The sequence below is a fragment of the Bradyrhizobium sp. AZCC 2176 genome (assembly GCF_036924645.1).
Taxonomy (GTDB): Bacteria; Pseudomonadota; Alphaproteobacteria; order Rhizobiales; family Xanthobacteraceae; genus Bradyrhizobium.
This window is the reverse complement of the sequence record NZ_JAZHRX010000001.1, coordinates 5,398,826-5,423,178: the sequence shown is the minus strand read 5'-3', so window position 1 is coordinate 5,423,178 and position 24,353 is coordinate 5,398,826. Positions and strand designations below refer to the sequence as shown.

Below are 24,353 nucleotides of genomic sequence, written 5' to 3'. Positions count from 1 at the left end.
ATCTCGTCCTATTTGCTTGACGCGACCCTGGTGACGCCATCGCGGACCAGCGCTGCGATCTCATCCGGCGAAAAGCCGGCTTCCTCGAGGATTTCCGCGCTGTGCTCGCTCAGGCGCGGCGCCAGCCGTTTCGTTTCAACCGGCGTTTCTGAAAATCGCGCCGAAGGCCGCATGTTGCGGATGCGGCCCTCGGTTGGATGATCGACGACCGGAAAGAAATCGGTCGCGACGATGTGGGGATCGCCGAGCAGGCTTTCGAGGTCGTGCATCGGCATGACGGGCACGTCGGCCTTCTCGAGGATAGCGGTCCACTCGGCGGTGGTCTTGGTCTCGAGAATGCGCGCCAGTTCGGCATAAACAGCGTCGATATTGACGGCGCGGCCGGCGAAGGTCGCAAACTTCGTATGGACGCGAAGATCGTCACGCCCGGTCGCATCGAAGAAATTCTGCCACTGCTTGTCGTTATAGACGATCACGCAGATATAGCCGTCCGAGGTCTTGTAGGGCCGCCGGTCCGGCGACAGGTGACGCGCATAGCCGCCCTTGTCGAGTGGCGGCTCATAGGTGAGACCGCCCATGTGATCGCCCATCACGAAACCAGCCATGGTTTCGAACATCGGGATATCGACGCGCTGGCCGCGGCCGGTGCGGTTACGATCGACGAGGCTGGCGCAGATCGCGCCCACCGCTGTCAGCCCGACGATACGATCGACCAGCGCATTGGGGACATAGCGCGGCACGCCGTCGGCGGTCTGCGCCATCAGCGCCGGCAAGGCGGTGGCGCCCTGGATCAGATCGTCATAGGCGGGCTTCGCCGCATAGGGCCCGTCCTGCCCGAAACCAAACACGCCGGCATAGATCAGGCGCGGGTTGGTTTTTGACACGGCGTCGTAGCCGAGGTTCAGCCGCGCCATTGCCTGCGGGCGCACATTATAGACCAGCACGTCGGCGGATTTGACCAGCCGCAACACGGCCTCGCGCCCGGCCGGCTTCTTCAAATCGAGACAAATTGAGCGCTTGTTGCGGTTGGTGTTGAGGAACACCGGCCCCATGCCGGGATGACGGGTCGGACCGATTTGCCGCGTCACGTCGCCATCGTGCGATTCAACCTTGATGACGTCGGCGCCGTAATCGCCGAGCATCTGGGTGGCATAGGGCCCCATCAGCACGGTCGTCATGTCGATGACCTTGATGCCCTGCAATGGTCCCATGGGTCAATTCGCTCCTGGATTGTCGTTCCGGCCAAGTAACGGCAGCGGGTTCGGAAGATCAAGCGCGCCGAGCGTATGGACGTATGCGCTGGAGACCAACAACCGATGTCGTCCCTGCGAAACGCAGGGACCCCTACGCCGCGGCCCGTCCGTTGAGCGATGGAGTAGTCACCTACCAAGACAATTAATGCCTGTGGTTATGGGTCCCTGCGTTTCGCAGGGACGACGATGGTCGATGCCTGTGACTGCTATTTTTTGGACCTGGCGTCGCGTTCCCGGGTCAGGCGCTCCAACTCTTCATTCTGCTGGCTGAGGCGGTCGGCGATACGCGCTTCGTTCTGTTCGCCGGAGGCGGCAGCCGCCTGTTCGATCAACTGCCGGATATTGTCTTCCAGAATCCTGATCCGGTTGTTCAGTTCGGTCGATGACAACGAACTCTCGTTACCCATGATGCACGCTCCGGAAAATTGTAGGGTGGGCAAAGCGAAGCGTGCCCACCAGCCTCATCGCGCGGCACTCAGGGTGGGCACGGCGCCAGCGCGCCTGTGCCCACCCTACGGTAGCTACGATAGCACTTTTGCGGTTACTTCGCAGCTTCCAGCACGGAGACGTAGTTTGCCACCGCCGCGCCGCCCATGTTGAAGATGCCGGCGAGTTTTGCGTTCTTGAGCTGCATACCCTCGGGCGCCTGGCCGACGAGCTGCATCGCGCTCATTACATGCATCGAGACGCCGGTGGCGCCGATCGGGTGGCCCTTGGCCTTCAACCCGCCGGACGGATTGACCGGCAGCTTGCCGTCCTTCTGGGTCCAGCCTTCCTTGATGGCGCGGGCGCCCTGCCCGCGCGGCGTCAGGCCCATCGCTTCATATTCGATCAGCTCGGCGACCGTGAAGCAGTCATGGGTTTCGACAAAGGAGAGATCGGAGAGCTGCACGCCGGCCTGCGCCAGCGCGCGCTGCCACGCAACCGTGCAGCCTTCGAACTGCAGGATGTCGCGCTTGGACATCGGCAGGAAATCCTGCGCGTGGGCGGTGGCACGGAAGTTCACCGCCTTGCCCATGGTCTTCGCGGTCTCGCTATCGGTCAGTACCAGCGCCGCCGCGCCGTCCGACACCAGCGAACAGTCCGTGCGCTTCAGCGGGCCGGCGACGTACGGGTTCTTCTCGCTCTCGGAGCGGCAGAACTCGAAGCCAAAATCCTTGCGCATCTGCGCATAGGGGTTGGCGACGCCGTTCTTGTGGTTCTTGGCCGCGATCAGCGCCAGCGCATCCGACTGATCGCCATATTTCTGGAAATAGCCCTGCGCGATCTTGCCGAACACGCCGGCAAAGCCGCCGACGGTTTCGCTGTCCTCCGGCAGATAGGAGGCCTTCAGGAGGTATCGCCCGATATCGGCCGACGGCGTCCGCGTCATCTGCTCGACGCCGACCACCAGCACGATTTTGGCCGCGCCCGAGGCTATCGCGCGGATGCCCTGGTGTACCGCCGCCGAACCGGTGGCGCAGGCGTTTTCCACCCGTGTGGCCGGCTTGAAGCGCAGTTTGGGATCGGCCTGCAGCACCAGCGAGGCCGTAAAATCCTGCGGCGAGAAGCCGGCATTGAAATGCCCCAGCACGATCTCGTCGACGTCTTCGGCTGATATGCCGGCATCCGCCAGCGCATCGGTCGCAACCTTCACCACAAGGCTCTCGACGGTTTCCGCGTCGAACTTGCCGAATGGCGTGTGCGCCCATCCGACGATGCTGGCAGTCATGGTCGTTCTCCCTGTTTCGGTTCTGAAGCCCTTGTACCCTATCGGGAAAAAGACTTCACGCTGGTTTCAGGGATTTCAGGGCCCGCGCGCACATGGCGGTTATGCCGGCCCAGTTGCCGGACCGGATATCGGCCGCTGGGCAGAGCCAGGAACCGCCCACTGCCACGACATTCGGCTCGGCCAGCCAGGTCGCGGCATTGGCCTCGCCAATGCCGCCGGTCGGGCAAACCCTGATGTTCGGAAACGGCCCGGCCAGCGCCCGAAGTGCCTTGATCCCGCCGACCTGCTCGGCGGGAAAGAATTTCACCAGATCGAAGCCGGCCGCCAACGCCTGCATCAGCTCGGAGGCGGTCGCGATCCCCGGCGCAAACGGCAGGTCGCCTGCGGCGGCAGCCTTCAAGAGCTCCGGCGTCGCGCCGGGGCTGATGCCGAATTTGGCGCCGAGCCCCCTCGCCCGTGCCAGATCGTCGGCGTTCAGGATTGTGCCGATGCCGACAATGGCTTCCGGCACCGCCGCGATCATGGCCTTGGCGGCCTCGACCGCCACCGGCGTCCGCAGGGTAACTTCCAGCACACGTACGCCGCCTGCAACCAGCGCGCGGGCCAGCGGCACGGCATCTTCCAGTCGTTCGATCGTGAGGACCGGAATCACCGTCGCGGACTTGAAGATGGCTGCGAGTTGTTCCTGCCTGGTGGCTGCTGCGGTCATGGCGGTGCCTTGCGAGAATTGACGTGGTTCGGGACGAGGCCGGACGGCATCGCCGCGCGCGGGATGATCGCCCCGGGGTGACATACCACAACGCCGGCCAGACGATGCCCCGCCCGCGCGGCTTCCAGCGGATCCGCGCCCACGAGGCGCGCGGCCACGTAGGCAGCCGCGAAACTGTCGCCGGCTGCCGTGGTATCGACAACCGGCGCCTCCACCGGCTTGGCCTTGATTGGATAAGAAACGCCTTCCAGACGCAGGATGCTCGCCGGCTCCGAGAGCTTCAGCACCACCTCGGCGCCTGGAACCCGCGCCAGCAAGGCTTCATTGGTTGCGCCCGGATAGAGCGGCAGCAGATCCTCGGTGGAAGCCAGCACGATATCGGCCGTGGCGAAGGCCTCCTGAAAAGCGGCGCGCGCAACGTCGAGATCGGGCCAGCCACGGGCCCGGAAGTTGGTATCGAAAGCGAAACGTGCGCCATTTTCGCGAGCGCGCCTCAGCGCCGCGAACAGCCGCGCCCCTCCCTCCGCGCCATAAAGCGAGAGCGTGATCGCCGAGAGATAGATCACGTCATAGCCAGCCAGCGAATTCAGTATCTCCGGCGTCTCCGGCAAGTCCATCAGGCTGCGCGCCGCTGCGCTGTCGCGCCAATGGAAGAACCGCCGCTCGCCCTTGGCGTCGGTCTGGATCATGTAGAGACCCGGAAGCTTGCCCGGCAGCCGCACCACCCGCCTGGTCCCGACTCCCTCCGCTGCCCAGCCGGCAATCATCTCGTCGCTGAGGGGGTCGTCGCCAAGCGCGGTGATATAGTCGGCGCCGGCGCCGAGCCGGGCGAGATAGACGGCGGTATTGAGCGTGTCGCCGCCGTAGCCGCGCGAAAACAGGCCGCTGTCAGCCTGCTTCAACTCGACCATGCACTCGCCGATGCAGGCTACCTTGCTCATGACCGCATCCGTGCGAATTTGCGTGAGATCACCTCACGCCGCAAACTTGCCGCCGAGCTCATCCTCGATGTGGATCCGGATGATGTCGTCAAACGTCTTCTCGGCGGTGGTGAAGCCGAGCTTGAGCGCGCGGTCGGCGACGAAGTCGCGCGGCCAGCCGGAGACGATGCCGATGATGGTCGGGTCGGGCACGCGCTTGATGCGCGCGGTGACGTTCTTGCCGGCGACACGGTCCAGCGCGGCGATCTGTTCGCCGACGGTCACCGACATGCCGGGCATGCTGAGGTTGCGCCGCGGCCCCATCGCGTTGAGATCCATGGTGCCGGCATGGACCAGAAAGCCGACCGCCGATTTCGGCGAGGCGTGCCAGTGCCGTACGTCTTCGGAGACCGGCAGCACCGCCTCCTCGCCCGCCAGCGGCTCGCGGATGATGTTGGAGAAGAAGCCGGAGGCCGCCTTGTTCGGTTTGCCAGGCCGCACACAGATCGTCGGCAGGCGGATCGAGATGCCGTCGAGCAGGCCCTTGCGGGTGTAGTCGTTGATCAGGAGTTCGCAGATCGACTTTTGCGTGCCGTAGCTCGTCAGCGGCGTATGGAAGAACTCGTCGCCGATCTTTTCCGGGAACGGCGCGCCAAACACCGCTATCGAGGACGTAAACACCAGCCGCGGCTTGTAGCCGCCGTCAGCATGTCGGATGGCGTCGATCAGGTAGCGCGTGCCGTCAAGATTGATCCGGTAGCCCTTGTCGAATTCGGCCTCGGCCTCGCCGGAGACGATTGCGGCGAGATGAAAGATCACGTCCGGCCGATGCGCCATCAGCGGCTCCGCCGCGCCGGGATCGGCAAAATCGGACGCCACGACCTGGATCGGGATCGGCGCATTGGCGGGCTTGGCGGGCGCCACCACGTCCTGCAGCGTCATGCGGGTGATTTCGTGCTTGCCAAGGCGGCCGTCACTCAACAGCCGGTCGGTCAGCTTGCGGCCCACCATGCCGGCGGCGCCGAGAATCAGAATGTGCAAGACCCCTACTCCCTATTCATACTTGGTCGTCCCGGCCTTGAGCCGGGACCCATACGCCGCGGCCGATGCAATCAAGATGGGATGGTTGACGGCTTCGTCTCAACAATTGCCGCCGGTGGTTATGGGTCCCTGCTTTCGCAGGGACGACAGCGATAGTTTTGCTATTTCTTGATGCGGGCCTTAAGCGCTCACTCTTTCACGGCTCCCGTCATGGCCGACACATAATGCTCGACGAAGAAGGCGTAAAGGATGACCAGCGGCAGCGAGCCGGCCAGCGCGCCCGCCATTAGCGAGCCCCAGCGATAGATGTCGCCGTCGACGAATTCGTTGACGATCGCAACCGGCACCGTCTTGTTGTGGGTCGATTGCAGGAACGTCAACGCGTAGATGAACTCATTCCAGCACAACGTGAAGCAGAAGATGAACGCCGAGATCAGGCCCGGGATCGCCAGCGGCAGCACGATCTTGATCAGGATCTGCCAGCGGCTCGCGCCATCGATCAGCGCGCATTCCTCCAGTTCGAACGGAATGGTCTTGAAGTAACCCATCAACAGCCAGGTCGAGAACGGGATCAGGATGGTCGGATAGGTCAGGATCAGCGCCATCGGCGAGTCGAACAGGCCGTACTGGAACACGACGGTGGCAAGCGGAATGAACAGGATCGAGGGCGGCACCAGATAAGCGAGGAAGATCAGGCCGCCGACCATGTTGGCGCCCTTGTAGCGGAGGCGAACGATGGCATAGGCGGCGAGCACGCTCGCAATGATCGACAGGACGGTGGCGCAGACCGCCACATACATCGTGTTCCAGAGCCACATCGGATAGTGGCTTTCGAACAGGAGCTTGTAAAAGTGCTTGAAGGTCGGATTCCAGGTCCAGAACGGGTTGAACTTGTCGAGGTCGAGCAGTTGCTCGTCCGGTTTGATCGCCGTCAGCCCCATCCAGTAGAACGGGAACAGCAGAACGATGACGATGATCGACAGCGGCAGATAGAGCGTCACCAGCCGGCGCGGCACCGACTGCAGATAGCTCATGCCCTCGCTGTGGTCGTCCTTCGCAACCGTCGGCGCCGAGCCATGCAGGACGGCCTTGAGATCGATCCGCGAGGTGGGGAGATCAGTCATTGTTTTCACCCTGCTGCCACTTGCGGCGTTGTAGCCCGAACCAGGACACCATGATGGCGGCGAGCAGGAACGGGATCATCGCGCTCGAGATCGCCGCGCCCTCACCCAACTGACCGGCGATGATCGCGCGCTGGTACGACAGGGTCGCCATCAGATGGGTGGCGTTGACCGGACCGCCCCGCGTCATCGCCCAGATCAACTGGAAGTCGGTGAAGGTGAACAGCACCGAGAACGTCATCACGACGGCGATGATCGGCGTCAGCAGCGGATAGGTGATGAAGCGGAATCGTTGCCAGCTGGTCGCGCCATCGAGGATGGCCGCCTCGTAAAGCGATGGCGACACCGTCTGCAGGCCCGCCAGCAGCGTGATCGCGACAAAGGGAACGCCGCGCCAGATATTGGCGAAGATCACGCAGATACGGGCCCAGGTCGTATCGCCGAGGAAATTGATGTTCTGGGTAATGAAGCCCATCTGCTTCAAGGACCACGAGATGATCGAGAACTGGGAATCGAAGATCCACCAGAACGCCAGCGCCGAGAGCACAGTCGGCACGATGAAGGGGATCAGCACCAGCGCGCGCAGCATTGCCTTGAACGGCATGTTCTCGTTCAGCAGCAGCGCGAGATAGAGCCCGATGCCGAATTTGATCGCGCTCGCGACGAACGTGTACAAAAGCGTGTTGAACACCGAGAGCCAGAAGATCGCGTCGTCCCACAGCCACTCGTAGTTCTCGGTCCCGACATAGGCGCCGACGCGACCGATGCGGGTGTCGGTGAACGACAGCCAGATGCCAAGGCCCAGCGGATAGGCCAGGAAGAAGATCAGGAACGCCAGCGCAGGCACCATGAACCAGAAGCCCAGCCAGTTACGGTTGTGCTTGAGCTGGTCCCACGCGTTGGCCTCGCGGATCTCCGTCTTGGCGCGTCGTGGCGCGATTGCGATGTCAGCCATGGGCGATGTCCCGATTAAAAATGAATGGAGCGGACGGCGGTCACCCGCCATCCGCTCCGGTCTCGTTAGCGATAGATGCGCTTCAACTGCCGCTCGGTTTCCGCGATCGCGGTCTTGGCATCCTTAGCGCCGGTGCAGTAGTTGGCGAACATGTCGACCACCAGGAAGTCGGCGATCGCGGTTGCCGCCTTCTCGCCCGGCGTGCCGATGCCGGACGCAGGCAGCGCGCGCTTGCTGGCCTGAGCGAATACGGCGTTCTTCGGATCCGCGGTCCAGACCGGCGAGTTGTCGTAGGCATTGAGCGTGTGGGTGAGATAGCCGCGCGCACCCGACAGCCACTTGTCGTAGTTTTCCTTCTCCAGCATGAAGGCGATGAAGGCCTTCGCGGCGTTCGGATATTTGGTGAACTTGAACGCCAGGATCGGCACGCAGAGCTGCAGTTCGGTCGGCTTCCCGATCGGGCCGACCGGCCACAGCGCATGATACGTGTCTTCGGTGAGTTCTTTCTTGGTCGGATCATCCTTGGCCGCGACATAGATCGAGATGCCGTTGGCGGTGCAATGCAGTTCGCCCGACAGAAACGCCTTGTTGTTCGACGAGTCGTTCCACGACGCGACGCCGGGAATGAAGGTGTCGGACAGCGCCTTGCAGTACTCGAGCGCCTTCACGGTCTCGGGCGAGTTGATGATGACCTTGTTGTCCTTGTCGACCGTGTAGGCCCCGTGGCCCCAGAGGATCCAGTGCAGCCAGGCGTTGGCGTCGCCCGACGCATGGCCCAACGGAAAACCGGCTGGCGTGTTGTTCTTCTTCAGCGCCTTGCACATTTCGAGGAAGCCCGGGAAGTCTTTCGGGAAATCCTTGAAACCGGCCTTCTCCATCGACGATTTGCGGTAGGTCATGTAGCCGCCGATGGTCGCGACCGGGATGCCGAGCCAGTTGTTGCCCTGCTTGCAGGTCACCGCGGCTGCTTCGGTCCAGCCGCCGTATTTCTTGCCGAGATAGTCGGCGACGTCGTTCAGTTGCAGCACTTGCGCCGGGAATAGTTGCGGCAGCGTGTGCAGGCCCCAGGCAAGGTCGAGACCCGAGCCGGTGTTGGCGGCAACGGAGGCCTTTGGCTGCACGTCCTCGAAGGATTCCGAGAAGACGTTCATTTCGGTGCCGGTTGCGGCCTTGAACGCGGCGACCATGGCATTGAAGGCGTCGTCTTCCGCCGGCACGAAGCGCTTCCAGCGCATCACCGTGAGCTTGGCGCCAGATTCAGCCTTCCACGGCGAGGCTTGCGCCCAGGCCTTGGCGAAATCGAGCAGAGCCGATCCGGTCAGCGCGCCGGCCGCCGCCAGCGCGGTGCCACCCTGAAGCAGAGAGCGGCGGGTAAAGTCATGCATGGTCCATCCTCCCGTTTGAATATTTTTTGGTTATTGCTCAGCCGTTTTAGTTAGTTATCGCTCAGCCATTCAGTCGCTTGCCGGTCGTCTCGTCGAACAGATGCACGAGCGACGGATCCGGCTTCAACCGGATCTTCTCGCCCGGATTGAATTGATGCCGCTCACGGAACACGGCGACCACCTGCTCGCCGCCGAGCTTGGCGAAGACCTGGGTTTCCGAACCGGTCGGCTCGACCACGACGATCTCGGCTTCGGCGCCGTCATCGGCGATGGTGAAATGTTCGGGCCGCACGCCGTAGACCGCTGGCTGGCCGTCGGAGTTGGCAGGCGCCGTTTTCAGCGGCAGCTTGACGCCGTTCGGGCCCTCGAACCCGGCGCTGCCGTTCGACTTCACCTTGCCCTTGAGGAAATTCATCGCCGGCGAACCGATAAAGCCGGCAACGAACTGGTTGGCCGGGGTGTCGTAGAGTTCAAGCGGGGTGCCCATCTGCTCGACGACGCCGTCATGCATCACCACGATCTTGTCGGCCATGGTCATGGCCTCGATCTGGTCGTGGGTGACGTAAACCGTCGTAGTGCGCAGGCGCTGGTGCAGTTCCTTGATCTCGGTGCGCATCGCGACGCGGAGCTTGGCGTCGAGGTTGGACAGGGGCTCGTCGAACAGAAACACTTGCGGGTCGCGCACGATGGCGCGGCCCATGGCGACGCGCTGGCGCTGGCCACCCGACAATTGCCGGGGGTAGCGTTCGAGCAGCGGTGTCAGCGCCAGGATTTCCGCGGCGCGCTTCACCCCGTTCGAGATTTCCTCAGGCTTGGCGCCGCGCAGTTTGAGCGAGAAGCCCATATTGTCGGCGACCGTCATGTGCGGATAGAGCGCGTAGTTCTGGAACACCATGGCAATGTCGCGCTCTTTGGGCTGGACATTGTTGACCACGCGATCGCCGATCGAAATCGTGCCCGAGGTGATGTTTTCGAGGCCGGCGAGCATCCGCAGCAAGGTCGACTTGCCGCAGCCGGAGGGGCCGACGAGCACGACGAACTCGCCATCCTCGATCGGAATCGACACGCCGTGCAAAACTTCAAAATTACCGAACGACTTGCGCACGTCGCGAATCTGTACCGACGACATCGAACTCTCTCCCCTCATTTTCTGTTTTTGGCGCCGCAAACGGACGGCGGCGCCCTGCTGTCTTTTCGACTCTAATGCCGGAAGCCGAATTCAACGGTCATTATCATCTGCAGTTTGTCGGTTTTTAGCAATCCGATGGTAGCGCTGTCAATAATTGTTCAAACGTCTAATCTGTTGTGATATGAGCGCAAGATGGGACGAAAACAGACAAAGTCTGGCAAAATCCGCCTCACCGAGGTCGCCAAGCTCGCCGGCGTCAGCCCCATCACGGCATCGCGTTTTTTCAGGAACCCCGAAGCGCTGTCGTTGAGCAAGCGGGAACGCGTCGATAGCGCCGTGAAGGAACTGGGTTACGTCCCCAATCTCGCCGCGCGTGCACTCGCCTCGCACCGCACCGAAGTCATCGGTGTCGTGATCCCTTCCCTCACCAACAACGTGTTCGCCGATGTGTTGCGCGGCATCTACGATTCGTCCGAAGGCAGCCGCTACACCATTCAGCTTGCTAATACCCGCTACAGCATCCTGCAAGAGGAAAAGGTGCTGCGCCTGTTCCGGGCGCAGAAGCCCGCGGGATTGATCGTCACCGGCATCAACCAGACCGCGGAATCGCGCACGATCCTGGAATCCATGAATTGTCCGGTCACGCAGATCATGGAAATCGGCGACAGTCCGGTCGACATGATGGTCGGGTTCTCGCATTACGATGCTGCTTCTGCGGCGATTTCGCACATCCTCGAGCAAGGACGCCGCCGCATCGGATTTCTCGGCGCGCGAATGGACCCTCGCGTGCAGCGGCGGTTCGAGGGGTATCGAGATGCCGTGAAGGCCGCCGCGCTGTTCGACCCCGCCCTCGTCGTCACGACTTCAGTGCCGACCACCGTCACGCTCGGCGGCACACTGTTCGCCGACCTCCTTGCGCAGACGCCCGATATCGATGCGGTCTTCTGCGTCAACGACGACCTCGCACTCGGCGTCCTGTTCGAATGCCAGCGCCGGCAGATATCGGTTCCCCGCGATCTGGCTATTGTCGGCTTCAACGACCTGGAATTCACCGCCTCCGCGGTCCCCGCGCTCACCAGCGTGCGCACCAATCGCTATGAAATGGGCCGGCACGCCGTCACCATGGTGATCGACGCGATCGAGGGCCGTCGCCCGCAGGAGCCGGTCATCGATCTTGGCTTTCAGTTGATGGTTCGCGAAAGCTCGATGCCGTCGAGCACCTGATGCGCCACGCTTACGGCGCGCGTGTCCGGTGCGGCAGAAAATGGTAGCGCTATCTTTTCGGCCGGATTAGGATCGAATTCGCGAAGATCTGAATTGGGCGCGGCAGCCGCGTTTGCAGCGGATGAAATTTTCAGCATGGTGCAAGTGCTGCCATGCTTTGCGCCGCCACCAGTTTGCAGTGCGGGAGGAATCAATGAAAAAAACCGACAACAAGGCCCCCACCAATGGCAAGGGCCGAAGGCTACGTTCCCTCGAATGGTTCGATAACCCGCATAATCCGGGAATGACGGCGCTCTATCTCGAGCGCTATCTCAATTACGGCCTGACCCGCGAGGAATTGCAGTCCGGCAAGCCGATCATCGGCATCGCCCAGACCGGCAACGACCTCTCGCCGTGCAACCGCCACCATCTCGAACTGGCGCACCGGGTGCGCGAGGGCATCCGCGCGGCCGGCGGCATCGCGATGGAATTTCCGACGCATCCGATCCAGGAAACCGGTAAGCGTCCAACCGCGGCGCTCGATCGCAACCTCGCCTATCTCGGCCTCGTCGAAATCCTGTTCGGCTATCCGCTCGACGGCGTGGTGCTGACCACCGGCTGCGACAAGACGACGCCAGCCTGCATGATGGCGGCGGCGACGGTCAATCTGCCCGCGATCGTGCTTTCCGGTGGACCGATGCTCAACGGCTGGTTCAACGGTGAGCGCACCGGGTCCGGCACCATCGTCTGGAAGCAACGCGAACGGCTTGCCGCCGGCGAGATCGGCTACAACGAGTTCATCGAAATCGTGGCGTCCTCGGCCCCCTCGGTCGGCCACTGCAACACGATGGGCACCGCCTCGACCATGAACTCGCTTGCGGAAGCGCTCGGCATGTCGCTGCCGGGATGCGCGGCGATCCCCGCGCCCTACCGCGAACGCGGCCAGATCGCCTATGAAACGGGAAAGCGCATCGTCGAGATGGTCTGGGAGGATCTCAAACCCTCCGACATTCTGACCCGCAAGGCGTTCGAGAACTGCATCGCAGTGAATTCGGCGATCGGCGGCTCGACCAACGCGCCGATCCACATCAACGCGCTGGCGCGGCATATCGGTGTCGAGCTCTCGATCGACGACTGGCAGAAACATGGCCACGACATCCCGCTGTTAGTGAACATGCAGCCGGCCGGCTTCTATCTCGGCGAGGAATATCATCGCGCCGGCGGCGTGCCGGCGGTGGTGCGCGAACTGATGGCGCACAAGCGCATCCATGAGGACGCGGTGACGGTCAACGGCCACACCATGGGCGAGAACTGCCGCGAGGCGCCCAAGCCCGATGGCGACGTGATCTGGAGCTACGACAAGCCGCTGGTGAAGGACGCCGGCTTCCTGGTGCTGCGCGGCAACCTGTTCGATTCCGCGATCATGAAGACCAGTGTGATTTCGAAGGAATTCCGCGACCGCTACCTGGTCAATCCGAAAGACCCGAATGCGTTCGAAGGCCGTGCCATCGTATTCGAGGGGCCTGAGGATTATCACAACCGGATCGACGATCCCTCGCTTAACATCGACGAGCACTGCGTCCTCTTCATCCGCGGCGCCGGACCGATCGGCTATCCCGGCGGCGCCGAGGTGGTGAACATGCAGCCGCCGGCGGCGTTGATCAAACGCGGTATCCTCTCGCTGCCCTGCATCGGCGACGGAAGGCAGTCAGGTACCTCAGGCTCGCCGTCGATCCTCAACGCCTCGCCGGAGGCCGCTGCCGACGGCGGGCTTGCGATCTTGCGGACCGGCGACAAGGTCCGCATCGACCTCAACAAAGGCGACGCCAACATCCTGATCACCAGCGACGAATTGAAGAAGCGTCGTGCCGAGCTGAAGGACAAGGGCGGCTTCGCCTACCCGGCCAACCAGACGCCGTGGCAGGAGCTCTATCGCTCGACCGTCGGACAGCAGGCCACCGGTGCCTGCATGGAACTTGCAACACGCTATCAAAACATTGCCGGCACGGTCGGCGTGGCGCGGGACAATCACTAGGCAACAAGACCGTCATTGCAGGGCTTGACCCGGCAGTCCATCCTTTTGCGAAGAAGATGGATACGCGGGTCAAGCCCGCGTATGGCGTCGAGAAACAATGCTCAATCGCTCAAGGAAGAAAAAATGTCAGACCGCCTGAAGGGCAAGCGCGCCTTCGTCACCGCCGCCGCCGTCGGAATCGGCCGCGCCTGCGCGGTGGCCTTTGCGCGCGAGGGGGCAACTGTGTTCGCCACCGACATCGACGAGGCCAAGCTCGAAGCCCTCAAGAGCGAAGGGATCGCGGAAGTGGCCAGGCTTGATGCGCGCGACAGCGCAGCGGTCGCCGCCATGGCCAAGCGTGCCGGCAAGACCGACATCCTGCTCAATGCCGCGGGCTTCGTGCATCACGGCACCGTGCTGGACTGCTCCGACGAAGACTGGGATTTTTCGTTCGACCTCAACGTCAAGTCGATGCACCGCACGATCCGTTCGTTCCTGCCGGGCATGCTGGAAAATGGCAAAGGTACAATCGTCAACATCTCCTCGGCAGCCGGCGTAGTGAAGGCTGCGCCCAATCGCTACGTCTATGGCGCGACCAAGGCCGCGGTCGCGGCTCTGACCAAGTCGGTGGCGGTGGACTTCGTCGCCAAAGGCATCCGCTGCAACTGCATCTGCCCCGGCACCATCGAGACGCCCTCGATGCTGCAACGGGCGGAGGCTGCTGGCCCCGGCGGGCGCGAGATGTTCGTCTCGCGGCAACCGATGGGCCGGCTCGGCACCGCCGAGGAAATCGCAGCCCTTGCCGTCTATCTCGCCAGCGACGAAAGCGCGTTCACCACCGGTATCGCGCATGTCATCGACGGCGGCTGGACGCTGTAGCGCAGGAGAAATCCCATGAACAAGATCGATCTGAATGGCCGTTGCGCTGTCGTCACCGGCGGGGCGCAGGGTTTTGGGCGCGCCATCGCCGAGCGCTTCGTTGCGTCCGGCGCGAAGGTCGCGATCTGGGATTATGACCTGCCGTATGCGGAAAAGACTGCGAAGGAAATCGGCCCGGCGGTGTCGGCCGTCAAGGTCGACGTTTCCGATCTCGCCGCGGTCGAGAAGACTCGCGACGAGACGTTGAAGGCGCTCGGCAAAATCGACATCCTCGTCAACAATGCCGGCATTGCGGGCATCAACAAGACGGTGTGGGAAACCGACCTCGACGAATGGCGCAAGGTGCTGCGCATCAATCTCGACGGCCCGTTCATCTGCTGCAAGGCGGTAGTGCCGGCGATGCTGGCGCAGAAATATGGCCGCATCGTCAACATCGCTTCCATCGCCGGCAAGGAAGGCAACCCCAACGCCGCGCACTATTCCGCCTCGAAGGCCGGCCTGATCGCGCTGACCAAATCACTCGGCAAGGAACTCGCGCAGCATGACATCCTTGTCAACGCGGTGACACCAGCGGCGGCGAAAACCGCGATCTTCGACCAACTCACGCAGCAACACATCGACTTCATGCTGTCGAAGATTCCGAAAGGACGCTTCGTCCTCGTCGAAGAACTCGCGGCAATGGTGGCGTGGCTGGCATCGGAGGATTGCGCGTTCTCGACCGGCGCCGTGTTCGACATTTCCGGCGGCCGGGCGACGTACTAATCCGTAAAAACTCAGCGCCGAGACGAGACCTCTGATGCCCGTTCAACTTCGATCGATCGACGCCAAATCTGCACCTGAAGCCATTGGTGGTTATTCTCAAGCCTTGGAAACAACGAACGGCACCCGACGGCTTTACATCAGCGGCCAAATTCCCGTGACTCGCGACGGCACGGTGCCGGAGAGCTTTAGTGCACAGGCGAAGCTTGCATGGACTAATATCCTTGCGCAGCTCGAAGCCGCGGACATGACCATCGTCAACCTCGTCAAGGTCACCATCTTCCTGTCCGACAGAAAATACGCGCTCGAAAACCGTCAAGCGCGACAGGATGCCTTGGGAGACCATGCTCCCGCGCTCACAGTCATCATTGCAGGCATTTTCGACGAAGCCTGGCTGTTGGAAATCGAAGCGATCGCCGAAGCATGACAGGCAATTGGTGGCCCAAAATGTCGAATCCAGTCGCGAGGGTCAAATGATCAAGGAAGGCGGATGCCTGTGCGGCGCGGGGGCGCTCGTGACAATGACGTTGCCGGCGCAGGACGCCGGCCTGCGGTGGTCGCGATCCAGATGCCGGCGAAGACCGTCACGATGCCGCCAACGAGATTCCAGCGCAGCGGTTCGTCCAGCAATGCCGCGCCAACGAGCGATGCGGTGATCGGATTGACGGTGACCGAGATCGCGACGCGGGTCGGCGTTGTGCGCTCCAGCGCGAATGCCCACAGATAAAACGTCAGCGCACTGCCGAAGGCGCCGAGATAGAGCGCCGCCAGCCAATGCGGGACCTCGAAAGCCGCGACGGGCGTAAAACTGCCGCGCCAGAGCGAGATCAGGACAAGGCATAAGGCCCCCACTCCCATGGACACCGTCGTGAAGGCAATAGGCCCAGAGCGGGCGATGAATGGCTTGGACCAGATGCTGTAGAGCGCCATGCACAGGGCTGCCGCGATCATCAGGAGATCGCCGCGCCAGGCTCCCGGCGGCGCGGAAGCAAGGCCCGACAGCAGCGCCAGGGCAACTCCGAGCGTTGCGGTTACGACACCGATCGATTTGCGCACCGTAAGGGCTTCGCTGCCAAGCAGCGCTCCCACGACCATGGTCAGCAGCGGAAGCGTCGACAAGGCGAGCGCGCCCCGCGCCGCCGTCGTGAAAATCAGAGACGCATTGAACAGGATCGGAAACAGGGCGAAGTACAGTACGCCCAATCCGGCGACGCCCGACCACTCGCGGCGCGGCGGCCACCGGCCGCCTTGCAGAAGCGCCGTCGGCAACAACAGCAGAAACCCGATGCCAAACCGGAACGAACCGATCGCCAACGGATCAATCGCATTCACCAGATAGCGGGTTGCCGCAACCGAAGTTCCGCCCACACCGCTCGACAGGACCGCCGCAAGCACGCCCCACGCCTCGTTCATGCAATTCCCCTTACCGACTTGCAGACAAAGTAAGGCGGGGCTATCAATCAAGAAATGGAATTTCCATGATATAGGAAATAACGTTTGGTTATGAGCGCAGCCCTCCTCGATCCAGACCTGTTGAAGGCTTTCGTGGCGGTGGCTGACAGCCGCTCCTTCACCCGGGCCGCTAGCCAGCTTAACCGGACCCAGTCGGCCGTAAGCATGCAGATCAAGCGCCTAGAGGAACGCCTTGGCGTCGAGCTGTTCAACCGCACCAAGGCCAATGTCGACTTGAGCTCCGCGGGCGAAGGGCTGCTCGGATACGCAAGGCGCATCCTCACGCTCAACGACGAGGCCGTCGGCAAGCTGCGGGAGCGCAAGATTGAAGGTGTTGTGCGCCTGGGCGTGATGGACGACTACGGCACCTTGATCGTTCCGCCCTTGCTGGCAAGCTTTGTCGCCTGCTATCCGCTGGTCCATGTCGAGATGGAGACAGGACTCACATCTTCCATGCCCTCGCGCCTCGGCAATGCCTATGACCTCGTCATTGCGATGCATCCAGAGGGAAGTGGCGAGGGCGAATTCCTGCGGCGCGAACAGGCTGCGTGGGCAACCGGCGCATTTCACCCTGTCGAGCAGCAGAACCCGCTGCCGCTTGCGCTTTATCCGCAAGGCTGCCTGTTCCGAAAATGGGCGATCGAGGCGCTCGATGCGGTCAAGCGACCGTGGCGGTTGGCTTTCGTCAGCCACAGCCTTGCAGCCGTCGAGTCGGTCGCGGCGCAGGGGCTTGCGGTGACCGTCGTAAAGGCAGGTACATTTCCGCCGAAGCTGCGCCCCCTGTCGGAGCGCGACGGCATGCCGCGACTACCGGCTGCGGACATTTGCCTGCATCGCACCGCGAATCTGTCACGGGCGGGCGCGCTACTCGCGGATCACTTGCGCTCAACCATCTCAAACCATCTCGATGAAATCTCGGTAAGGCGCGCAACCCGCGACGCTATCCCGATCGCCTTCAACTGAGCGAGTTCACGTGAACATCTCACTGTACGCCATTTCGGTCTGGGTGATTCCCCTCCTCATCGCCATCACCTTCCACGAGGCCGCGCACGGCTTTGTGGCATACAAGCTCGGCGATAACACCGCCTGGCAGCTCGGCCGGGTCAGCTTCAACCCTCTCAAGCATATCGATCCGTTCGGCACGGTCATTCTTCCAGGCCTGCTTTTGCTGTCGCACTCGCCGTTCCTGTTCGGCTACGCCAAGCCGGTCCCGGTGAACTTCCGAAACCTGAACCACCCTCGCCTCGACATGGTTTGGGTGGCGCTGGCCGGCCCCGTCACCAACATCGCGCTGGCGACGATCGTGGCGTTAGCCTTCCATGCCCTGCCCTTAGTGCCGGCAGATGCCGCGAAATGGACCGCGGACAACCTCAAAAACGCTTTCCTGATCAATATCGTGCTGGCGATCTTCAACATGATGCCGATCCCGCCGCTGGACGGCGGCCGGGTCGCCGTCGGGCTTTTGCCGCAGGTGCTGGCTTACCCGCTGTCGCGGCTGGAACCGTACGGAATGCTGATCCTGCTCGGACTTCTGATCCTGCTTCCCGTCGTCGGCGCGCAGCTCGGCCTAAATCTTGATGTTATTTCGTCAATACTTCGGACACTGACCGGATATGTGATCAGCGCGCTTCTCTTCATCACCGGCAACGCTTAAGCTTCAGAAGAAACAGCGCAGGGAAGAACCGACCCCGGGCCATGGCGACAAAAGCTGCCGATATGTTGATTGCACGACGCGCCGATACCCGCGCGAGGGCAGATTTTGCAACCTGGCTAATGATGGCCAAGCTCAATGGATTTTCCGCCTTGCCCGCCGAGGCGCAGAGCTTTCTTGAAGGCTACCGGCAGTTGCTGGCGAGGATGACCGAGGCGGACGCCTCCGAGGCCACCATCCAGCTCATGTACAAGAGCTATTATGCCGAGATGGGCGGCTCCGGAACGCCACCCGAGATTCCCTCGCGCGCGAGCGAGCCCGTCACCGATACCGGCAACGTCACCGCATTCCGACGACCGCCTCCGCGGCCCAAAGTCGCCGCGTCCGGCCCGGCAACGAAACCACGGCTGCCGGTGGCGCTGATCTTTGCGTGCCTTGCCGTGGTCTATGTCGGCATCCGCTACTACTGGCGCTGAGGCACGCGCCTTCTGGCAATACGGCTCCATCGGAGCCGCCTTGCGCAGCCTTAGCTCTTGCTCTTGACGCGGAATATCACCGGCAGGGTGAAAGTCAGCCCTTCGTCGGCGATCACAGGCGGCGGCATCGGCACCGGATCGGAGCGCCGCACCATCGCCAGCGCCGCTTCGTCGAAGGCCGTATCGCCCGAGCCCTTTTCGATATCGGTCGAGAGCACGTGGCCCATGCGGTCGAGCGTGAAGCGAATCTGGATCTCGGCGGATTTTTGCTGCCGTTCCTTCGGGTACCGCTTGTGCTTGTCGAGATGCGCGACCAGCTCTTTCTGCCAGGTCGCGCGTATGCGCCGCGCGCTCTCGCCGGTGCCGATCACCGGCGCGACGGAGCGCTGCCCTTCCGGAATGGCCTCCGAACTCGGCGTCGCGGTGGCTTCGGCGGCAACCGACTCGGTGGAAGCCGAGGTCTGTACCGCCGCGATCTTCGGGTCGTCCTCTTTCGGCTTGTTCGACTCGTTCTCGGTCACCACCCGATCGGCCTCTTCAGGCTCGGTCGGCCTGTCCTGCGGCAGCTCGGTTTCCTTGACCTCGGCCTTCTGCTCGGAGAGCTGAGGCGACGCGGCGGAAGCATCGGTGTCCGGACCCGGCGGAAGGTCGGTCACCTCCCGACGGACGGAGGCCATCTCGAGCCCGATCTCGATCGCCGTGGCGCCGAGGGCGTCATCGGCTTCCTCGGTCTGCAAATGCGCAATCGCCAGCGCCGCGCCGCCGACGTGAAGCGCGAGCGCGATCACCGCGGCGGAGATCCAGAGCCGCCGGGATGGCTTTTGCTCGTCGAGACCGGTCAAGGCTTTGCCGGCGCCGCCGCTTGCGACGCCGCTCCATCTGGAACGCCTTCGAGCGCCACCAGCTTGATCTTGGAATAGCCGCCGGCGCGGAGGATTTCGAGAACGTCCATCAACTCGCCATAGGGTACCGCGCGGTCGGCGCGCAGGAAAATGTGGCGCTCCTTGCTGGCATCGGCCATCCCATCGAGCGAGCGCACCAGGTCGACGCGCTTGACCATGTTCTCTCCGATCGCAACCGAGAGATCCGGCTTGATGCTGACATAGGTCGGCTTGTCCGGCTTCTTCTGCGGGGTGGCGGTCGAAGTCGGCAGGTCGATCGGCAGGTCAACAGTCGACAACGGCGCCGCGACCATGAAGATGATCAGCAGGACGAGAATGACGTCGATGAACGGCGTGACATTGATCTCGTGCGCTTCTGCGAAATCGCCGTCGTCATCGAGATCATTTTCTGCGATCGATGCGCCCATCGCCTACTCCGCTGCCCCGCGGGCGCGCTGCCCGCCGCTGACATGGGTGCGGTCGAGATCGCGCGACAATAGCCGCCCCGCGGCGCCCGACGCACGATTGACCAGTTCCAGGTAGCCTTTGGTAACCCGCGCGAAGTGATTGTAGATGATGACGGCGGGGATTGCCGCAACCAGACCGATCGCGGTGGCGAGCAGCGCCTCGGCGATGCCGGGCGCCACCACGGCGAGGTTGGTGGTCTGCGATTTCGAAATGCCGATAAAACTATTCATGATGCCCCAGACGGTGCCGAACAGTCCGACAAAGGGCGACGTCGCGCCGATGGTTGCCAATAGGCCCATGCCGAGCCGGATCCGCCGCGCCTCGGCGCGCACGATTTCGCTAAAGCTCGACGCGGCGCGCTCCTTGATGCCGGCGTCGCTCGATATGCCCGCCGACAGCCGCGCCTCACGCATCGCCGCCGCAAGGAAGGATGCCAGCACACTGCCCTTGGAGCCCAGCGCGAACTGCGCTTCCGCCAGTGACCGTGCGTCGGCGATCTTGGCCAGCGCCGAGCGCACCTTGCCCTGAACGACGGTCAGCTCGATCATCTTGGCGATGAAGATGGTCCAGGTCACCAGCGACGCAAAGGCAAGGCCGATCATGACTGCCTTGACCACCACGTCGGCCGACTTGAACATCGTCCACGGCGACAATTCCTTGAGTTCGGCGGCCGCCGTTTTCAGCAATTTACCCTCGCGCTCAGCCGGCGCGGCGGCCACGTCCGAAGGTGCCGCCGGTGCAGCGGTCGCGGTCGGCTGGGCCGGCTGCGTTACCTGGTTAGGCGCGGCTGGGGCTTGCGAAACGGCAGGCGCCTGCTGGACCACGGTTGGGGCTGCGGGAGCCGTGCCCTGTTGGGCCGACGACGGCGCCGCCAGCGACAGCATCGCCAGCGCCGCAATCACAGCAAATGTCGTCACGCGAGAGAGAGACATGTTCTTCATACTTCGGCCCAGTAGCGGATCAGGTTGTGATAGATACCGGTCAATTTGACCGTTTCAGGGTCGTCTCGCCCAAGCCGCTCCACCAGGGCCTGAATCGAGCTATCGAGATCGAAGATCAGGCTGCGGGCGTGCGCATCCCGTACCATGCTCTGCAGCCAGAAAAAAGATGCCACACGCATACCTCGTGTGACCGGCGTGACCAGATGCAAACTAGACGCAGGATAAAGCACGAGGTCCCCGGCCGCGAGCTTGATTTCGTGGGAACCGTAGAGATCCTCGACCACCAGCTCGCCCCCGTCATACTCGTCCGGCTCCGACAGAAACAGCGTCACCGACAGGTCGGTCCGGATCCGCTTGCCGGTGAGACGATCTCCCCTCACCGCGTTGTCGACATGGAGGCCGAAATGGTGCCCGCCGGAGGCCACGTAGCGATTAAATAGCGGCGGGAATATCTGCAGCGGGATCGCAGCCGAGATGAATCTCGGGCTGGCGGTCAGCGCCGAAAGCACGCGGTTGCCGAGCGTGCGCGCAACCTCGCTGTCCGGCGGAAGCTGCTCGTTGCGCTTGACCATTGCCGACTGCGCCCCCGCGGTGGAGCGGCCGTCCTCCCAGGCGGAGGCATCCATGATGTGGCGGAAATCCGCCACATCATCTTTGCTCAGCACGTTGGGAACGCAGATCAGCATGTCATACGCATTCGCTCGCTCGGTCAGAACCTGGCCGAGAGCACCATGCTCACGCTACGCCCCGGCGCCACGAACACGAACGGGGTCGCGCTCTGATACAGCGCATCGTAGTAGAGCTTGTTGGTGATGTTGGCGACGAACAGTTTGGCGGTCCAGTTCTTGTCGACCTTCGCTTCCACGAAGGCGTCGAACCGCCAGTAGCTCGGCAGTTCCGTCCCCTGGTTGGCGGCAAGGAAGGTGCCGCCATACATCTTGGAGCGATACACCGCCTGCGCGCCGATCTCCCAGACATCAGTGAGCTGATATTTGCTCAACAGGCTGAACGACTGGTGCGCGACGTTGGCCAGCTTCAGTCCGACGTTGGTCGGGAACAGCAACGGCTGCGGCGACGGAATGAGGGATTTCGTCACTTCCGACTTCATCAGCACCAGACCACCGAACACGCTCCATTTGTCCGTGATCTTGCCGCCAACACCGAGATCGATGCCCTGGATGCGGTAGGCTGCGCCGGCCGTGATCTGGGATACGCCACTTACCGTCCGCGATTCCCGGGCGTTATCCTTTTCAGTCTGGAACAGAGCCGCGGTTAGCAACAAGTGCCGGTCGAACAGCTCCCATTTGGTACCGATTTCGGCTGCCTTGTTCTTTTCCGGTCCGAAGATCTGATTGGGATTGCCGTTCAGCGACGGTGCCAGTCCACCATACTGCACGCTGGTGCCGTCGAATTCGGCGCCTACCGGATTAGAAGACGTCGCGTACGCCGCATAGACGCTCGCGATCGGCATCGGCTTGAGCACAATACCGAGGTTGAAATTCGGCAGGCCGTGATGCTGTTCCTGGTTGTTCCAGACGTTCGGCACCCCATTCTGCGTGCCAAACCCGGCGGCCTTGATGTTGTAATCGTCGTAGCGAATGCCGCCGTTCAGGATGACGAGATCATTGTAGTTGGCGGTGTCGATCAGATAGCCGCTCGTGGTGTCGATGGCGATTTTGGTCGGCAGCCCTGCCCAGGTCGGATTTGTGCCGACATTGGCAAACGTAAACTGCGGCGCGAATACATTGGCGCCGGTGATTGAGCCGCTGGCCATGCCGCCCGTAAGCTGTTCCGAACTAAGCCCGGCATACTTGTCGATGCTGGCGATCTCGCGCGAAATCTCGACACCACCTGTCACGGTATTCTTCCAGCCACCGACAGCAAACTTGTAGGTCGCCTCGGTCTGGTTGGCGATATTTTCGGTCACCTGATAGCGGCTCTGCGGATTGAGGCTCACCGTGCCCGCCGCAGCGTTCGGCCCCTCGGGCAGCGTGCCGATGTAGTCGAGCACCGAACGCTGGAAGCGGGTCTTGTTGCTCACCGTCAGATCAGGGGTGATCGCGAGCTCGCCGCCGACGGTGCCGATATCCTGCTTGATGCTGTAGTAGTCGCGGTTCACCAGTCCATAAAACGTATTCCGGTTGACGCCGAAATCGGTGTACGGGCCGCCCGCCGTGCTGCTGTACCGGTTGCCAGGCGCAGGCGATCCTGGCCGGTAATACGGCACACCGAAATCAGGCAAACCATGCAGATTGGTGTGAATGTAGTTCGCGTACAGCTTGACGGTATCGAGCGGCGTCCACTTCGCCGCGATAAATCCGCCGTCGCGATCGTCCTTGATGTAGTTGCGACCGGCGACGCCCGCGTCCTGGAATAGGCCGCCTGCGCGAACCGCCAATGTCGGGCTGATGACCTGGTTGACGTCGAGCACGACCCGCTTGGTGTGGTCGGTGCCGAACGTGGTGTCCATGTTGTAGAAGCTCTTCTCGGTGGACGCCTGCTTGCTTACGATGTTGATCGCGCCGCCGGTCGTGCCGCGCCCCGCGAAGGACGAGGCCGGTCCGCGCAGAATTTCGACTTGCTCGGTGAAGAAATTCTCGCGAACGCTGACGCCGGCATCGCGGACGCCATCGAGGAAGACGTCGTTGCGGGCGTCGAAGCCGCGTATGAAGAAGCGGTCGCCAAAGGCATTGCCGCCCTCGCCTGTACCGAGCGTGACGCCGGCCGTGTTCAACACCGCCTGCTTCAGCGTAGTGGCGTTCTGGTCGGCAAGCACCTCTTTGCTCAGCACCGTCACCGTCTTCGGCGTGTTCAATAGCGGCTCGGGAAACTTGCCTGACGCCTGCACGCGGTCGACCTTGTAGGGCGCCGCGGCGTCCGCATACGGGTTGCGATCGGCGGCAAGGCTCCCCGCATTGGGAAACGGCACCGCGGCGACCTGCGCCGGCTGTGCGCGGCGGGCGGCGCGACGCAGCGCGCTGCGGGCGCGGAGCTGGTCCGGCGAAGGTTTTGACGCAGCAGGACGTGGGCGAGCGACCGGGGCATCGACCGTCACCGGCGGAAGGTTGGATTGCTGCGCTTCAGCGCCGGAAAACGACGCGACCGCAATGAGGCCCGCAACGGCGGAAACCTTCTTGCCGGAATTGTTTTCAACCGTGTGGCCGAGCGAGCTAGCCGCCGCCTCAAGACGAAGCGACCTCGGCGCTTTTGCAAAATTCATTACGTGCCCCTGATCCATTTCAATTCGCGGCAAATCGACATGCGGCGAATGGTCCCGCCCGGTCAGTACCGAGCGAAAATTTTTGGGTCAACGCGATCGGGGCAACACTCCGGTTGAATCCGTGCAGATCACAACGATTCTAATCTATAGTTTGAAATGGTTCTAAAATTTACTTTGTAAGCGTT

24 protein-coding genes are annotated in these 24,353 nt (G+C 62.6%); 8 read left to right on the top strand and 16 right to left on the bottom strand.

Annotation, left to right across the window (positions count from 1 at the left end; genetic code table 11):
- Positions 1 to 8 precede the first annotated feature (8 nt).
- The 10 genes from V1288_RS25445 to V1288_RS25400 all read right to left on the bottom strand — a co-directional run bounded on the left by V1288_RS25445 (position 9) and on the right by V1288_RS25400 (position 10,224).
- Positions 9 to 1,211 carry a CaiB/BaiF CoA transferase family protein gene (locus V1288_RS25445; protein ID WP_334359651.1) on the bottom strand — a complete coding sequence of 401 codons (1,203 nt, stop codon included), beginning with the start codon at positions 1,209 to 1,211 and terminating at the stop codon, positions 9 to 11.
- 248 nt (positions 1,212 to 1,459) lie between these two features.
- Complete coding sequence (locus tag V1288_RS25440) at positions 1,460 to 1,660, bottom strand: hypothetical protein (RefSeq protein WP_334359650.1); 201 nt, start codon at positions 1,658 to 1,660, stop codon at positions 1,460 to 1,462.
- 134 nt (positions 1,661 to 1,794) lie between these two features.
- Positions 1,795 to 2,964, bottom strand: coding sequence for an acetyl-CoA acetyltransferase (locus V1288_RS25435; RefSeq protein WP_334359649.1), 1,170 nt, complete (start codon positions 2,962 to 2,964; stop codon positions 1,795 to 1,797).
- Between the two features lie 55 nt (positions 2,965 to 3,019).
- Positions 3,020 to 3,673, bottom strand: a complete 654-nt coding sequence (gene eda / locus V1288_RS25430) for a bifunctional 4-hydroxy-2-oxoglutarate aldolase/2-dehydro-3-deoxy-phosphogluconate aldolase (RefSeq protein ID WP_334359648.1) — start codon at positions 3,671 to 3,673, stop codon at positions 3,020 to 3,022.
- A complete protein-coding gene (locus V1288_RS25425; protein ID WP_334359647.1) occupies positions 3,670 to 4,614 on the bottom strand; it encodes a sugar kinase in 945 nt (314 codons plus the stop codon). The genes eda and V1288_RS25425 overlap by 4 nt, the downstream gene beginning before the upstream one ends.
- A 33-nt stretch (positions 4,615 to 4,647) precedes the next feature.
- The gene (gene denD / locus V1288_RS25420) at positions 4,648 to 5,634 is read right to left on the bottom strand and encodes a D-erythronate dehydrogenase (RefSeq protein WP_334359646.1); all 987 of its coding nucleotides are present in this window, start codon (positions 5,632 to 5,634) and stop codon (positions 4,648 to 4,650) included.
- 188 nt (positions 5,635 to 5,822) lie between these two features.
- The gene (locus V1288_RS25415; protein WP_334359645.1) at positions 5,823 to 6,758 is read right to left on the bottom strand and encodes a carbohydrate ABC transporter permease; all 936 of its coding nucleotides are present in this window, start codon (positions 6,756 to 6,758) and stop codon (positions 5,823 to 5,825) included.
- Positions 6,751 to 7,710 carry a carbohydrate ABC transporter permease gene (locus V1288_RS25410; protein WP_334359644.1) on the bottom strand — a complete coding sequence of 320 codons (960 nt, stop codon included), beginning with the start codon at positions 7,708 to 7,710 and terminating at the stop codon, positions 6,751 to 6,753. Before V1288_RS25410 ends, V1288_RS25415 begins: the two co-directional genes overlap by 8 nt.
- A gap of 65 nt (positions 7,711 to 7,775) precedes the next feature.
- Positions 7,776 to 9,095 carry an ABC transporter substrate-binding protein gene (locus V1288_RS25405; protein ID WP_334359643.1) on the bottom strand — a complete coding sequence of 440 codons (1,320 nt, stop codon included), beginning with the start codon at positions 9,093 to 9,095 and terminating at the stop codon, positions 7,776 to 7,778.
- 61 nt (positions 9,096 to 9,156) lie between these two features.
- Positions 9,157 to 10,224 (bottom strand): ABC transporter ATP-binding protein, encoded by a 1,068-nt coding sequence (locus V1288_RS25400; protein WP_334359642.1) that lies wholly within the window; start codon positions 10,222 to 10,224, stop codon positions 9,157 to 9,159.
- A gap of 192 nt (positions 10,225 to 10,416) precedes the next feature.
- On the opposite strand from V1288_RS25400, the gene V1288_RS25395 reads away from it, so the two are divergent.
- The 5 genes from V1288_RS25395 (at position 10,417) to V1288_RS25375 (ending at position 15,506) form a co-directional block, all read left to right on the top strand.
- Complete coding sequence (locus tag V1288_RS25395) at positions 10,417 to 11,448, top strand: LacI family DNA-binding transcriptional regulator (RefSeq protein ID WP_334359641.1); 1,032 nt, start codon at positions 10,417 to 10,419, stop codon at positions 11,446 to 11,448.
- A gap of 193 nt (positions 11,449 to 11,641) precedes the next feature.
- The gene (locus tag V1288_RS25390) at positions 11,642 to 13,462 is read left to right on the top strand and encodes an IlvD/Edd family dehydratase (RefSeq protein ID WP_334359640.1); all 1,821 of its coding nucleotides are present in this window, start codon (positions 11,642 to 11,644) and stop codon (positions 13,460 to 13,462) included.
- 123 nt (positions 13,463 to 13,585) lie between these two features.
- On the top strand, positions 13,586 to 14,320 hold the full coding sequence (locus tag V1288_RS25385) for an SDR family oxidoreductase (RefSeq protein WP_334359639.1): 735 nt from the start codon (positions 13,586 to 13,588) through the stop codon (positions 14,318 to 14,320).
- 15 nt (positions 14,321 to 14,335) lie between these two features.
- Positions 14,336 to 15,082: an SDR family NAD(P)-dependent oxidoreductase gene (locus tag V1288_RS25380; protein ID WP_334359638.1), complete on the top strand. Its 747-nt coding sequence runs from the start codon at positions 14,336 to 14,338 to the stop codon at positions 15,080 to 15,082.
- 34 nt (positions 15,083 to 15,116) lie between these two features.
- On the top strand, positions 15,117 to 15,506 hold the full coding sequence (locus V1288_RS25375; protein WP_334359637.1) for a RidA family protein: 390 nt from the start codon (positions 15,117 to 15,119) through the stop codon (positions 15,504 to 15,506).
- A 50-nt stretch (positions 15,507 to 15,556) separates the two neighbouring features.
- On the opposite strand, the gene V1288_RS25370 is transcribed toward V1288_RS25375, so the two are convergent.
- Positions 15,557 to 16,492 (bottom strand): DMT family transporter, encoded by a 936-nt coding sequence (locus V1288_RS25370; RefSeq protein WP_334359636.1) that lies wholly within the window; start codon positions 16,490 to 16,492, stop codon positions 15,557 to 15,559.
- A gap of 90 nt (positions 16,493 to 16,582) precedes the next feature.
- Between V1288_RS25370 and V1288_RS25365 the strand changes: the two genes are divergently transcribed.
- Genes V1288_RS25365 through V1288_RS25355 form a run of 3 tightly spaced genes read left to right on the top strand, consistent with a single transcriptional unit; the run spans position 16,583 to position 18,658 of the window.
- Positions 16,583 to 17,494, top strand: a complete 912-nt coding sequence (locus V1288_RS25365; RefSeq protein WP_334359635.1) for a LysR family transcriptional regulator — start codon at positions 16,583 to 16,585, stop codon at positions 17,492 to 17,494.
- Between the two features lie 10 nt (positions 17,495 to 17,504).
- Positions 17,505 to 18,185 carry a site-2 protease family protein gene (locus V1288_RS25360; RefSeq protein ID WP_334359634.1) on the top strand — a complete coding sequence of 227 codons (681 nt, stop codon included), beginning with the start codon at positions 17,505 to 17,507 and terminating at the stop codon, positions 18,183 to 18,185.
- A 41-nt stretch (positions 18,186 to 18,226) separates the two neighbouring features.
- Positions 18,227 to 18,658: a hypothetical protein gene (locus V1288_RS25355; protein WP_334359633.1), complete on the top strand. Its 432-nt coding sequence runs from the start codon at positions 18,227 to 18,229 to the stop codon at positions 18,656 to 18,658.
- A 50-nt stretch (positions 18,659 to 18,708) separates the two neighbouring features.
- Here V1288_RS25355 and V1288_RS25350 read toward each other — a convergent pair whose 3' ends face one another.
- The 5 genes from V1288_RS25350 to V1288_RS25330 are packed head-to-tail and all read right to left on the bottom strand — an operon-like array spanning position 18,709 to position 24,168.
- Complete coding sequence (locus tag V1288_RS25350; protein WP_334359632.1) at positions 18,709 to 19,500, bottom strand: energy transducer TonB; 792 nt, start codon at positions 19,498 to 19,500, stop codon at positions 18,709 to 18,711.
- A complete protein-coding gene (exbD, locus tag V1288_RS25345; protein ID WP_334359631.1) occupies positions 19,497 to 19,967 on the bottom strand; it encodes a TonB system transport protein ExbD in 471 nt (156 codons plus the stop codon). Before exbD ends, V1288_RS25350 begins: the two co-directional genes overlap by 4 nt.
- 3 nt (positions 19,968 to 19,970) lie before the next feature.
- Positions 19,971 to 20,948, bottom strand: a complete 978-nt coding sequence (gene exbB / locus V1288_RS25340) for a tonB-system energizer ExbB (protein ID WP_442893984.1) — start codon at positions 20,946 to 20,948, stop codon at positions 19,971 to 19,973.
- The gene (locus V1288_RS25335; protein WP_334359629.1) at positions 20,945 to 21,634 is read right to left on the bottom strand and encodes a Fe2+-dependent dioxygenase; all 690 of its coding nucleotides are present in this window, start codon (positions 21,632 to 21,634) and stop codon (positions 20,945 to 20,947) included. Before V1288_RS25335 ends, exbB begins: the two co-directional genes overlap by 4 nt.
- A 23-nt stretch (positions 21,635 to 21,657) precedes the next feature.
- Entirely contained in the window at positions 21,658 to 24,168 is a 2,511-nt protein-coding gene (locus V1288_RS25330; protein WP_334359628.1) for a TonB-dependent receptor, read from the bottom strand.
- Positions 24,169 to 24,353: the final 185 nt, after the last annotated feature.